Here is a 12971-nt window from a genome sequence, read left to right as displayed (position 1 = left end):
GACAACGACGACGCGGCGCCGATGTTCCGCCTCGAATCGTCGTCTTATTCGGGCGCGTGGCAGACGGCCTCGATGTTGTGGCCGTCGGGATCGAGCACGAACGCGCCATAATAGCTCGGATGATAATGCGCACGGATGCCGGGCGGCCCGTTGTCGCGGCCGCCGGCCGCCATCGCGGCCTTGTAAAAGGCATCGACCGTGGCACGGTCTTCCGCGAGGATGGCGACATGCACCGGCTTGTTCAGCCCACCCTCGCCGCCGATCCAGAAATCCGGCTTGCCGTCGGCGCCGAAGCCCGCAGCCGGATCGTGGCCGGTCTGCTCCTGCGTGACTTCCATGATCAGGCTGTAGCCGAGCGGCGCCAGCGCCTTGCTGTAGAACGCTTTGGCGCGCTCATAGTCGGAGACGGAGAAACCCATATGGTCGATCATCGCAACCTCCGTTGGTCGTCATCGTCAACGTGACAGGAATGTATTGCTCCGCGTCTTGCGCGCAATCGCAAAGCCGCGCGCGACCATGTCGGCAATACAATCGTCCCGCCATTCGTTTTGTGACAGATGCTCGATCACCACCGCGCGAGGCCATAGCGATTGTGGCGCATCGCGGAAGAAGCCGATCAGCACGCGGTCCTCAAAACCTTCGACGTCGATTTTCAGCGAATCGACTTTCGTGACGCCGGCCTCGTCGAGAATGCGTGTCAGCCGCAACGACGGGACCCTGATTGCCTTGCCGCTGACCGGGCCAGTGACGACATGCGTAGCACCGAGATTGCCGCCGCCGCTCTCGATCATCAGCTCGCCGTCGCTGTCGCCCGCGGCGGCTTGCACCAGCCGCACCTGGGTCGCTTTCGATGCGGCCTGATTGAAGCAAAGCCGTCCAAACGTCGTCGGATGCGGCTCGATCGCCACCACCTTGCCGTCGGATCCGACCTGCTGCGCCATCACCAGCGCAAAGGTGCCGACATTGGCGCCGACGTCGACGAACGCGCCGCCGGCTTGGGTGTGCTGCCGCAGGAAATCGAGCTCATCGAGATTGTAGTCGGGATTGAACAGCGCGCCGCGCTCGGTCGCGCTGCCCTGATGATGGAAACGGAACGAGGCGCCCTGATACCGCATGTCGACCGGGCCGCCGCGCAGCAGATTGACCAGCCGCGACAGCCAGGGACGGAATGCGCCGCGCTTCAGCCCCGATTGTTGCGCGAGGCGAATGATCGCAGCCTGCGCCGCGTTCGGGGCAAAGGCGCCGAACGGCGCGGACGACGGGTTGGTCTCGGACGTCAAGCCAAAAGTCCTTGTTGCAAGCGGCGCATGCATAGCGGGTTTTGATAAGGACTCAATGTGGAGAAAAGAATGTAGCCTGGATGGAGCGCAGCGTAATCCAGGGTTCTCGCGTCTGGCTCGACTGTCCCGGATTGCGCTGCGCTCCATCCGGGCTACGGCTTCACGCGGTCCCGTTCGGCGCTGCCGTGCGCCCGCCGCGTCATTCGGCGGCGCCGTCGCGCACCCGCCTTGGGCGCGCCGCCTGATGCAGCACGCGCGACAGCTCGTCGATCGAATAGGGCTTTTGCACGAGCTCGAAGCCGAGGCTGCCCTGCTGCGACAACGCCTCGCTATATCCCGTGGTCAGCACGACCGGCACGCCGATGCTGCGATCACGGATCGCCTGCGCGAGATCCAGCCCGGTCATTCCAGGCATCACCACGTCCGAGAACACGACGTCGAACCGATCGGCATCGACCACCAGCTCGGCGAGCGCGTCGGTGGCATTGTCGACCAGCGTAATGCTGTAGCCGAGCTCGGTCAGTCCGTCGGCGGCGAAGTTGCCGAGCTCGATATTGTCCTCGACCACCAGCACCGACATGCCGCTGCCGGCGATCGCCGGCGCCGTGGTCGGCGCCTGACTGCGGGGCAAGAGATCCGCCGGGACGCGCGGCAGGTAGAGCGAGAAGGTGCTGCCCTGGCCGAGCTCGCTCGTCACCGTCACCTCGCCGCCGGATTGCCCGGCGAAGCCGAACACCTGCGACAGGCCGAGCCCGGTGCCTTGACCGACCTCTTTGGTGGTGAAGAACGGCTCGAAGATGCGCCCCAGCCGAGTTGCGGGAATGCCGATTCCGGTGTCGCCGACTGCGACGCGGACAAAGCCATGGCGACCCCCGAACCGGCTGCCCGACGATTGCGCCAGCGTGTCCGGAACATTCGTCGCCGCCTGCACCGTGAAGACGATCCGGCCCTTGCCTTGCATGGCATCGCGCGCATTGGTCGCCATGTTGATCAGCGCCGTCTCGAACTGGCCGGCATCGGCATTGACCAGGCAAGGCTCCCCCGGCAGCCGCATGATGATCTCGATCGCCGGTCCGAGCAGCGTGACCAGCATGTCGCGCAGCGATTGCATCCGCGCGCCGACATCGAACACTTCGGGCTTCAGGGTCTGGCGCCGTGCAAAGGCCAGCAGCTGCGAGGTCAGCTTGGCCGCGCGCGAGACCGCCTCCGCGATCGCCGTGATGTAGCGCTGCCGGCGCTCCTCGCTCAGTTGCGGCCGGTTCAACAGATCGACCGACGCGCGGATTACGGTGAGGAGGTTGTTGAAGTCGTGGGCGACGCCGCCGGTGAGCTGGCCCAGCGCTTCCAGCCGCTGGCTGTGCTTGAGCGCGTCCTCGGCCTCGCGCCGCTTTGCGGCCTCGGTCTGCAGATGCTGCGTGCGCCGGAATGCCAAGGCCAGCAGAATGAACAGCAGCGCGGTCGCGGGAACCCCGAATACCAGATGCTGGCTCATGGTGGCGAGCCAGCGCGCGCGGATCGCCGAGGTCTCCAGCCCCGCGCTGACATAGATCGGATATTCGGCGATGCGCCGGTAGCCGATGCGCCGTTCGATCCCGTCCGAGGGCCAAGCGACAGTCATGAGCCCGTGCTCCGGGTGAGCCGCGATCTTCTGGCCGACCGTCCCGCTCGGGTCGAGCCGGAGGTCGCGATCGGGCCGCGGATACTGCGCCAGCAGCACCCCGTCGGTGCGACCCATCGCGAAGAAGCTGCCGGGATCGGAGCCGATCCTGGCGTAAAAGCTCTCGAAATATTCCGGCAGGACGGAAGCCTGGATCACGCCGATGAAGCTGCCATCGTCGGAATCGCGGCGGCGGCTGACGCCGAAGAAGCGCGCACCTTGGTAGGGCTGCCGCGGTGTCAGGGGCATCCCAATGAACGTGCCGATGGTCTGGTCGACATGGGCATAGAAATAGTCGCGGTCGGCAAAACTCTGCTCCGGCGGCGGCGAGGCAAGGCTGTTGACCAGCGACCTTCCATCCGCGTCGAAGATCCAGGCCGATTTGAGCTGCGGCAGCGAATCGGTGAGCTGCTTCAGGCGCCGATGCAGCGCGGGTTCGCGCGCCCGGATGATGTCTTCCGGAACGCCACGCACGACCTCGTTGATCTCGGCGAGGCTGCGGTCGATCGTCTCGAACACCTTGAGCGCGTGCTCATGCGCGACATCGAGGGTGCGCTCGATCTCGCGGTCAGCGATCTCCGCGGTCGAGGTGTAGGAGATCATGGAGGCGATCGCGAACAGCGCAATCGGCAGCGCCAGGGATGCCGCCATCATCCACTGCAAAAGTCTCAGCGAATTGCGTTGCGCGCCCTGCACAGTCGCTCCGGTCCCTGACGGGAGCTTAACTGAAGATGCCGCTGAGAAGGAAGCTGCTTATGCTGTGACCTCTGGTTGCAATTCAGCAGACCCACTCTCGCCACGGAGGTGAGGGGAAAATTCTACTTAAATTGATGGCCGCCGTGGAATGCCCCGGCCGCTCAGGCCGGGGTTGCAGCACAAACGTCGCCTAGATCTGGCGTTCGACCATCTTGAGCTTGAGCTCGGCAATGGCTTCGGCCGGGTTGAGGCCCTTCGGGCACGCCTTCGCGCAGTTCATGATGGTGTGGCAGCGATACAGTCGGAACGGATCCTCGAGATTGTCGAGCCGCTCGCCGGTCGCTTCATCCCGCGAATCGGACACCCAGCGGTTGGCCTGGAGCAGCGCGGCAGGGCCGAGATAACGTTCGCTGTTCCACCAATAGCTCGGGCACGAGGTCGAGCAGCAGGCGCACAGGATGCATTCATACAAGCCGTCGAGCTTCTCGCGGTCCTCGTGGCTCTGGCGCCATTCCTTCTGCGGCGTCGGCGAGGTCGTCTTCAGCCACGGCTCGATCGAGGCGTACTGCGCGTAGAAATTGGTGAGGTCGGGGACGAGATCCTTCACCACCGGCTGGTGCGGCAGCGGATTGATCTTGACCGCGCCGTCCTTCACGTCGTGCATCGAACGGGTGCAGGCCAGCGTGTTCTGCCCGTCGATGTTCATGGCGCAGGAGCCGCAGACGCCTTCGCGGCAGGAGCGGCGGAAGGTCAGCGACGGGTCGATGTGGTTCTTGATCCAGATCAGGCCGTCCAGCACCATCGGACCGCAATCGTGGGTGTCGACGTAATAGGTGTCGACGCTCGGATTTTTGCCGTCGTCCGGATTCCAGCGATAGACGCGGAATTCGCGAACCTCAGTCGCGCCCGCGGGCTTCGGCCAGGTCTTGCCGCCTGATATCTTCGAGTTCTTCGGAAGTGCGAATTCAACCATTGCTCTAACCTTTCGTCATTCCGGGGCGATGCGCAGCATCGAACCCGGAACCTCGAGATTCCGGGTCTGGTCGTTCGGACCATCCCGGAATGACGAGCACTCGTTGCCCCTCAGTACACGCGCGCTTTGGGCGGGATGTACTGCACGTCGTTGGTCATGGTGTAGTTGTGAACCGGGCGGTACTCGATCTTGACCTTGCCGGCATCGTCGAGCCAGGCCAGCGTGTGCTTCATCCAGTCCTTGTCGTCGCGCTCGGAAAAATCCTCGCGCGCATGGGCGCCGCGGCTCTCGGTGCGGTTGGCGGCCGAGTTCATCGTCACCACCGCCTGCGAGATCAGATTGTCGAACTCGAGCGTCTCGACCAGGTCCGAGTTCCACACCAGCGAACGGTCCGACACGGCGATGTCGCTGATGCCGCTATGGACCTTCGCGATCAGGTTCTGGCCTTCGCTCAGGATGTCGCCGGTGCGGAACACCGCGCAATTGTTCTGCATCACATGCTGCATGCCCTCGCGCAGTTTCGCGGTGGGCGTGCCGCCGGAGGCGTAGCGATAATGGTCGAGGCGGCCGAGCGCCAGCTCCGACGAGTTCGCCGGCAGCTCCGGCTGCTTGGCATTGGGCGTGAGCTTCTCGGCGAGGCGCAGCGCCGCGGCGCGGCCGAACACCACGAGATCGATCAGCGAGTTGGAGCCGAGGCGGTTGGCGCCGTGCACGGAGACGCAGGCGGCTTCGCCCAGCGCCATCAGGCCCGGAATGATCGCGTTGTCGTCGCCATCCCTCTTGGTCAGGACTTCGCCGTGATAATTGGTGGGGATGCCGCCCATGTTGTAGTGCACGGTCGGCACGATCGGGATCGGCTCGCGCGTCACGTCGACATTGGCGAAGATCTTTGCGGATTCCGAGATGCCCGGCAGCCGCTCGGCCAGCACCGCGGGATCGAGATGGTCGAGATGAAGGAAGATGTGGTCCTTCTTCTTGCCGACGCCGCGGCCTTCGCGGATTTCGATGGTCATCGCGCGCGAGACGACGTCGCGCGAGGCGAGGTCCTTGGCGGAGGGCGCGTAGCGCTCCATGAAGCGCTCGCCCTCGGAGTTGACGAGGTAGCCGCCTTCGCCGCGTGCGCCTTCGGTCACGAGACAGCCCGAGCCGTAGATGCCGGTCGGGTGGAACTGCACGAACTCCATGTCCTGCATCGGCAGGCCGGCGCGCAGCACCATGCCGCCGCCATCGCCGGTGCAGGTGTGCGCCGAGGTGCAGGAGGCATAGGCGCGGCCATAGCCGCCGGTCGCCAGGATCACCGTCTGGGCCCGGAAGCGGTGCAGCGTGCCGTCGTCGAGCTTGAGCGCGATGACGCCGCGGCAGGTGCCCTGGTCGTCCATGATCAGGTCGATCGCAAAGAACTCGATGAAGAACTCGGCCGCGTGGCGCAGCGACTGGCCGTACATCGTGTGCAGCATGGCGTGACCGGTGCGGTCGGCGGCGGCGCAGGTGCGCTGCGCCTGGCCCTTGCCGTAGTCCAGGGTCATGCCGCCGAATGGGCGCTGGTAGATCTTGCCGTCCTCGGTGCGCGAGAACGGCACGCCCCAATGTTCGAGCTCGTAGACCGCCTCGGGCGCGTTGCGCACCATGTATTCGATCGCGTCCTGGTCGCCGAGCCAGTCCGACCCCTTGACGGTGTCGTACATGTGCCAGCGCCAGTCGTCCTTGTGCATGTTGCCGAGCGCGGCGGAGATGCCGCCTTGCGCTGCGACCGTATGCGAGCGGGTTGGAAACACCTTGGTGATGCAGGCGGTGCGCAGGCCGGCCTCGCTGCAGCCGACCACGGCGCGCAGACCCGCGCCGCCGGCGCCGACCACGACCACGTCATAGGTGTGGTCTTCGATCGGGTAGGCTTTTCCGTTGGTGGCGGGAGCGCCGTCGCCCTTGCCATTGGTTGTGGCGGCCATGGTTACACTCCGGACGAAAGTTTCAGGATCGCGTAGGTCGAGGCGAGCGCCACGGCGACCGAGAAGAAGTTGTTGAGCATGATCGAGACGAGCTTCAGCTTCTCGTTATGGATGTAGTCCTCGATCACGACCTGCATGCCGATCTTCATGTGCCAGGTGCTGGCGATGATGAAGAGCAGCAGGATCACTGCGACGGGAATGGAGCTCAGAGTCTGCGCAGCGTAGACCTGGTTGCGGCCAAACAGCATCATGACGATCACCAGCGCCGGGATCATCAGCAGCGTCATGGCGACGCCGGTGATGCGCTGGCGCCAGAAATCACCGGTGCCGGAATGCGCCGCGCCGAGATTGCGGACGCGGCCGAGAGGGGTGCGCATCGAGGAGCCCTTGGGAGAGCCGTGAGATCGGTCAAAGCTCATCGTCCGCCTCCGATCGCATAGGCGATGATCCAGACCAGCACCGTCAGCACGATGCCGCCGATCAGCGCGCCCCAGGTCAGGGCTTCCCGTTCATTGGCCTTGAAGCCGTAGCCGAGGTCCCAGACGAAATGCCGGATGCCGCTCAGCATATGGTGCATCAGCGCCCAGGTGTAGCCGAACACGATGAGCCGGCCGATGAGGCTGCCGGTGAAGGCCTGGACGTGGCCATAGGCGGCAGGGCCGGACGCCGCCGCGATCAGCCACCAGACCAGCAGCAGGGTTCCGACATAAAGGGCGATACCGGTGGCGCGATGGACGATGGAGAGCGCCATCGTCAGCGTCCAGCGGTAGACTTGGACGTGTGGGGAAAGCGGTCGTTCGATCCGTGCGGTCATGGGCTTTGATGTTCTAGGGCGGCCCAACCGGGCGCGCGGGGGGATCGCGAGAGGTTGGCTCTATTTACGGAGTCGATTCCGCCTGCGCAATCACCAATTCGCCATAAATCGAACGGGAGTTCAGCGCTAGAGCGTTGATGAAGCTAGACCAATCAGCGGCTTGGTATACCAGAGCCGCCGAGACGGATCATAGAGCGAATATATATTCATTCTTACTAAAGCCCTGTCAGGTGCGTTGAAATCGCTGTTGGAACGCCTCTAAACGGACCGTCTCGTCCAAACCGGCCAAAGCGGCCGCTAACGCTTTTGGCGGGCTCGGCCACCTCGGCCTGAGCCGTCTCGTGGTCCATCCTTTTGTCGCTGTTCTGGATATGCGCCGTCTGCATTCCACCCCAGCCGGACAGCGCGACACGTCGACTGCACAAATCAGATCGCCTACAGCTTCGAGCGCAGCTTCCCGCCGAGCGGTCGGTAACGGCGAAGTTGCGATCAGTCGCCGGGCAGGTCAGGGGTGATCGCAGGTCTTGATATCAAGGACATCGCAGAGCTCGCGCTGCTGCTGATCGCAACCGGCGCGCTCTCCGGCTTTTTAGCCGGCGTGTTCGGCATCGGCGGCGGCGCAATCCTCGTGCCAGTATTCTACGAATGCTTCCGCATCGCCGGCGTGCCGCTGGAGGTGCGCATGCCGCTGTGCGTCGGCACCTCGCTCGCGGTGATCATCCCGACCTCGATCCGCTCGTTCCAGGCGCACTACAAGCGCGGTGCCGTCGACATGGCGATCCTGCGCGTCTGGTGGCTGCCAATCCTGATCGGCGTCGCCGCCGGCAGCGTGGCCGCACGCTACGCGCCGGAGCGGCTGTTCAAGATCGTCTTCGTCTGCGTCGCCTGGTCCGCCGCGATACGGCTGATTTTCGCACGCGAGAGCTGGAAGCTCGGAGATGACTTGCCGAAGGGCGCGTTGATGCGCGTCTACGGCTTCTGCGTCGGCATCCTCTCGACATTGATGGGCATCGGCGGTGGGCTGTTCTCGAATCTGCTGATGACCTTCTACAGCCGGCCGATCCATCAGGCGGTGGCGACCTCATCTGCGCTCGCGGTGCTGATCTCGATTCCGGGCGCGCTCGGCTACGTCTATGCCGGCTGGCCGGCGGCTGCGAGCCATCCAGGCGTTGTCGCCCTGCAAGCCCCGTTTGCGCTCGGCTACGTCTCGCTGATCGGCGCCGTGCTGGTGATGCCGATGAGCCTCGTGACAGCGCCGCTCGGCGTCAGCGCCGCGCATGCGATGTCGAAGCGGACGCTGGAGATGGCGTTCGGATGCTATCTGTTTATCGTCGGCAGTAGGTTCGTGCTGAGCCTGTTGGGCGGACAGTAGGCGTCACAGACTCCGTCATTGCGAGCGCAGCGACTTGTCCGCCGAAGCCTCTGGCGAAGGCCGGAAGCAATCCAGAATCTCTCCGCGGAGCAGTCTGGATTGCTTCGTCGCGAAGGGCTCCTCGCAACGACGAGGCGAGAGCCAGGCCCTTACTTCTTCGCGTAGATATCCTTGTACGTATCCCGCAGCACGTTCTTCTGCACCTTGCCCATGGTGTTACGCGGCAGTTCGTCGACGACGAAGACGCGCTTGGGCATCTTGAATTTTGCCACGCGGCCGTCGAGCGCCTTCAGCACCGAGGCTTCGCTGATCTCGGCGCCCTTGTTGCAGACCAGGACCGCGGTGACGCCTTCGCCGAAATCGGCATGCGGCACGCCGATCACGGCGGATTCGATCACGCCCGGCATGGCGTCGATCTCGCTCTCGATTTCCTTCGGGTAGACGTTGAAGCCGCCGGAAATCACGAGATCCTTGCCACGTCCCAAAATATGGACGTAGCCTTTGGCGTCGATCTTGCCGAGATCCCCGGTGATGAAGAAGCCGTCGTCACGAAATTCGGCCTTGGTCTTCTCCGGCATGCGCCAATAACCCTTGAACACGTTCGGGCCCTTGACCTCGATCATGCCGATCTCGTTGCGCGGCAATTCCTTGCCCGTCTCGGGATCGGTGACGCGCACGGAGACACCGGGCAGCGGAAACCCGACCGCGCCGGGCACGCGCTCGCCCTCATAGGGATTCGAGGTGTTCATGTTGGTCTCGGTCATGCCGTAGCGCTCGAGCACCGCGTGTCCGGTGCGCGCCGCCCATTCGCGGTGGGTCTCGGCCAGCAGCGGCGCCGAGCCCGAGATGAACAGCCGCATGTGCTTCGTGGTCTCGCGCGACAGCGCGGGTTCTGCAGCAGCCGCGTGTAGAAGGTCGGCACGCCCATCAGCACCGTGGCGCGCGCCATCAGCTTGATGATCAGATCCGGATCGAGCTTCGGCAGGAAGATCATCGATGCCCGCGCAAACAGCGTCACGTTGGTCGCCACGAACAGGCCATGCGTGTGGTAGATCGGCAGCGCGTGGATCAGCACATCCTTGTCGGTGAAGCGCCAATAGCCGACCAGGCTCAGCGAGTTCGACGCGAGATTGTCGTGGGTCAGCATCGCGCCTTTGGAACGCCCGGTGGTGCCGGACGTGTAGAGGATCGCGGCGAGATCGTCCTTCGCTCGCGGCACGGTGGTGAATTCGCTGCTCGCCCTGGCGGCGGCGTCGGTCAGCGAGCCCTTGCCGTCGGGCCCGAGCGTCTCGACCGTGGCCTTCACCTTGGCGGCGATCGGGGCGAGCCCTTCGGCCTTGGCGGGATCGCAGACCACCAGCGACGGCTCGGCGTCGCCGATGAAGTAATCGAGCTCGTTGAGCGTATAGGCGGTGTTGAGCGGCAGGTAGACCGCGCCGGCCCGCACCGTCGCCAGATACAGCACGATGTTGGCGACGGATTTTTCCACCTGCACCGCGACGCGGTCGCCGGGCTTGACGCCGCGTGCGACCAGCACATTCGCCATCTGGCCCGCGCGCGCGATCAAGTCGCCATAGCTGATGCGGGCCCCGTCATGCGTCTCGATCGCGAGGCGCTTTGGATCGTCGAGACCATCGAACAGGCGGGAAAACAAATTGGCGTCGGCAGCTTGGTTCATGCAAGATTTCCTCGACCGCAAGGCTTGACCACAAGGCTTGTTGGCAAGGCCGGTCAAAACCAAGGGCTGGATTAGCAAAAACCGCCCCAATGAAGCAACGGAGACAGTTGGCATGACAAAAAACGGGAAACGCGTGGCCTGGGTGACGGGCGGGGGGAGCGGGATCGGGGAAGCCGGCGCCGAGGCGCTCGCGGCCGACGGCTGGACGGTGGTGGTCTCGGGCCGCCGCAAGGACGCCCTGGATGCTGTCGTTGCGAAGATCGCCAAGGCGGGCGGAGCGGCCGAGGCCATCGCGCTGGACGTGTCTGTCGCCACTGAGGCCCAGAAGGCGGCCGACCAGATTGTCGCCCAGCATGGCCGGATCGACCTGTTGGTGAACAACGCCGGCATCAATGTTCCGAAGCGGAGCTGGAAGGACATGGAACTGGAGGGCTGGGACAGGCTGGTCCAGGTCAATCTCAACGGCGTGCTCTATTGCATGCGCGCGGTGCTGCCGACCATGCGCAAGCAGCAGGACGGCTCGATCATCAACGTCTCGTCGTGGGCTGGCCGCCATGTCTCGAAGATGCCGGGCCCGGCCTACACCACCACCAAGCACGCGGTGCTGGCATTGACCCATTCCTTCAACATGGACGAATGCGTCAACGGCCTGCGCGCCTGCTGCCTGATGCCGGGCGAGGTGGCCACGCCCATCCTCAAGCAGCGCCCGGTGGTCCCGAGCGACGAGGAGCAGGCGAGGATGCTGCAATCTGAAGACCTCGGCCGCACCATCGCCTTCATCGCAAGCATGCCGCCGCGCGTCTGCATCAACGAGCTCCTGATCAGCCCGACGCATAATCGCGGATTCATCCAGACGCCGCACAACAGGGATTGAGAGGCGGTCGAAGCCACGAATTCGTCATTGCGAGCGAAGCGAAGCAATCCACAAATGTATCCGCGGCGGCAGTCTGGATTGCTTCGTCGCAAGCGCTCCTCGCAATGACGGCGGCGCTCACACACGAACATCCCCGCGCTTAGTTTCACGCATCACAAAGAAGTTTTGTTCGAAACCGCTTCGCCGAACCTCCCGTAGTTCGGACCAACGACGCGTGACTGCTTCACGTCAAACTGCCGCAGGCGCCGTTGTTGACCAACGCAAATTCCGGCAATCGCCGGTCACAATCATCGGGAGTTTCTCCATGTCGAAGCGCATTGCCTATCTCACTGCCGCAGCCTTCAGCGCCCTGGCCATCGCCGCGACCGTCGTCGCGCCGGTTCGCGCCGAGGAAAAGACTGTCATGGTCGGGGGCGCCGCGATGTTCCCGTCGAAGAACATCGTCCAGAACGCCGTCAATTCGAAGGACCACACCACGCTGGTGGCGGCGGTAAAGGCGGCCGGCCTGGTGCCGACGCTTGAAGGCAAGGGCCCGTTCACCGTGTTCGCGCCGACCAATGCCGCCTTCGGTAAGCTGCCGGCCGGCACCGTCGACACCCTGGTCAAGCCCGAGAACAAGGCGACCCTGACCAAGATCCTCACCTACCACGTCGTGCCCGGCAAGCTCGAAGCCTCCGACCTCACCGACGGCAAGAAGCTCAAGACCGCCGAGGGCGAGGAACTGACGGTCAAGAAGATGGACGGCAAGGTCTGGATCGTCGACGCCAAGGGCGGCACCTCGATGGTGACGATCTCCAACGTCAACCAGTCGAACGGCGTGATCCATGTGGTCGATACCGTGCTGATGCCGGCGACGTAACCCCGCGCGATCCCGTTTCATCCCCGAGACAGGATGCGGCGACACGGCGAGCCGGGGTGCCCGGCTCGCTTTTTGTGACCATGATAGCCTGCCGGCATCGATTCTGATTGCGGGTAGGGCGTAACGAAAGCGGACCGACCGGCGTATATTCGGCGACACACGATCCCAGGACGGAACCATCATGTCGAGCCTCACAGTCACCGACGAGCAGGTCAGCGCCAAGCCCACCAAGGTGATCCAGCCGGCCTGGGTCCGCGTGATGCACTGGACCAATGCGGTGGCCATGATCCTGATGATCATGTCGGGCTGGCAAATCTACAACGCCTCACCGTTGTTCGACTTCCGTTTCTCGCATGACATCACGCTGGGCGGCTGGCTCGGCGGCGCCCTGCTCTGGCACTTTGCGGCAATGTGGCTGCTGATGGTCAATGGCCTCGCCTATCTCGTCACCGGCCTGGCCACCGGCCGCTTCCGGAAAAAGCTGCTGCCGATCACGCCCTCCGGCGTGCTCCATGACGTCAGGGCGGCGCTGACCTTCAAGCTCGGCCATGATGATCTCAGCGTCTACAATTACGTGCAGCGCACGCTTTATGCCGGCATCATCGTGGTCGGCGTGCTGATCGTGCTGTCGGGCCTGTCGATCTGGAAGCCGGTGCAATTGCATTGGCTGGTGATGCTGTTCGGCGATTACCCGACCGCGCGCTACGTCCATTTCTTCTGCATGGCCGCGATCTGCGCCTTCCTGGTGGTTCATGTCGCGCTCGCGCTCTTGGTGCCGAAGAGCCTGCGCGCAATGATCGTCGGTCGCTAAAGAGGAAGCCG

The 12971-nt window shown here is 64.2% G+C and carries 11 protein-coding genes and 1 pseudogene; 4 read left to right on the top strand and 8 right to left on the bottom strand.

What is annotated here, in order from left to right; genetic code table 11:
- Positions 1 to 44: 44 nt before the first annotated feature.
- The 7 genes from AB8Z38_RS22645 to sdhC all read right to left on the bottom strand — a co-directional run bounded on the left by AB8Z38_RS22645 (position 45) and on the right by sdhC (position 7366).
- Positions 45 to 431, bottom strand: a complete 387-nt coding sequence (locus AB8Z38_RS22645; protein WP_369720015.1) for a VOC family protein — start codon at positions 429 to 431, stop codon at positions 45 to 47.
- A 24-nt stretch (positions 432 to 455) separates the two neighbouring features.
- A complete protein-coding gene (locus AB8Z38_RS22640) occupies positions 456 to 1313 on the bottom strand; it encodes an FkbM family methyltransferase (protein WP_369720014.1) in 858 nt (285 codons plus the stop codon).
- Positions 1314 to 1479: 166 nt separating this feature from the next.
- A complete protein-coding gene (locus AB8Z38_RS22635; protein ID WP_369720013.1) occupies positions 1480 to 3633 on the bottom strand; it encodes an ATP-binding protein in 2154 nt (717 codons plus the stop codon).
- A 190-nt stretch (positions 3634 to 3823) separates the two neighbouring features.
- Positions 3824 to 4606, bottom strand: a complete 783-nt coding sequence (locus AB8Z38_RS22630; protein ID WP_369720012.1) for a succinate dehydrogenase iron-sulfur subunit — start codon at positions 4604 to 4606, stop codon at positions 3824 to 3826.
- Positions 4607 to 4716: 110 nt separating this feature from the next.
- On the bottom strand, positions 4717 to 6552 hold the full coding sequence (sdhA, locus tag AB8Z38_RS22625) for a succinate dehydrogenase flavoprotein subunit (RefSeq protein ID WP_369720011.1): 1836 nt from the start codon (positions 6550 to 6552) through the stop codon (positions 4717 to 4719).
- 2 nt (positions 6553 to 6554) lie between these two features.
- Positions 6555 to 6971: a succinate dehydrogenase, hydrophobic membrane anchor protein gene (gene sdhD / locus AB8Z38_RS22620; RefSeq protein ID WP_369720010.1), complete on the bottom strand. Its 417-nt coding sequence runs from the start codon at positions 6969 to 6971 to the stop codon at positions 6555 to 6557.
- Positions 6968 to 7366, bottom strand: a complete 399-nt coding sequence (sdhC, locus tag AB8Z38_RS22615; protein ID WP_369720009.1) for a succinate dehydrogenase, cytochrome b556 subunit — start codon at positions 7364 to 7366, stop codon at positions 6968 to 6970. Before sdhC ends, sdhD begins: the two co-directional genes overlap by 4 nt.
- Before the next feature lie 511 nt (positions 7367 to 7877).
- Between sdhC and AB8Z38_RS22610 the strand changes: the two genes are divergently transcribed.
- Complete coding sequence (locus AB8Z38_RS22610) at positions 7878 to 8738, top strand: sulfite exporter TauE/SafE family protein (RefSeq protein WP_369720008.1); 861 nt, start codon at positions 7878 to 7880, stop codon at positions 8736 to 8738.
- A 149-nt stretch (positions 8739 to 8887) separates the two neighbouring features.
- Here the strand turns inward: AB8Z38_RS22610 and AB8Z38_RS22605 are convergent.
- A pseudogene (locus tag AB8Z38_RS22605) lies at positions 8888 to 10416 on the bottom strand (malonyl-CoA synthase).
- 112 nt (positions 10417 to 10528) lie between these two features.
- Between AB8Z38_RS22605 and AB8Z38_RS22600 the strand changes: the two are divergent.
- From AB8Z38_RS22600 to AB8Z38_RS22590, 3 genes are all read left to right on the top strand, one after another.
- Entirely contained in the window at positions 10529 to 11290 is a 762-nt protein-coding gene (locus AB8Z38_RS22600) for an SDR family oxidoreductase (protein WP_369720007.1), read from the top strand.
- Positions 11291 to 11594: 304 nt separating this feature from the next.
- The gene (locus AB8Z38_RS22595) at positions 11595 to 12149 is read left to right on the top strand and encodes a fasciclin domain-containing protein (RefSeq protein WP_369720006.1); all 555 of its coding nucleotides are present in this window, start codon (positions 11595 to 11597) and stop codon (positions 12147 to 12149) included.
- 181 nt (positions 12150 to 12330) lie between these two features.
- A complete protein-coding gene (locus tag AB8Z38_RS22590) occupies positions 12331 to 12960 on the top strand; it encodes a cytochrome b/b6 domain-containing protein (RefSeq protein ID WP_369720005.1) in 630 nt (209 codons plus the stop codon).
- The last annotated feature ends 11 nt before the right edge of the window (positions 12961 to 12971 follow it).

Source organism: Bradyrhizobium sp. LLZ17, assembly GCF_041200145.1.
Lineage (GTDB): Bacteria > Pseudomonadota > Alphaproteobacteria > Rhizobiales > Xanthobacteraceae > Bradyrhizobium.
Note: the sequence above shows the minus strand (reverse complement) of the source record. Positions and strands in the feature narration are given on the sequence as shown.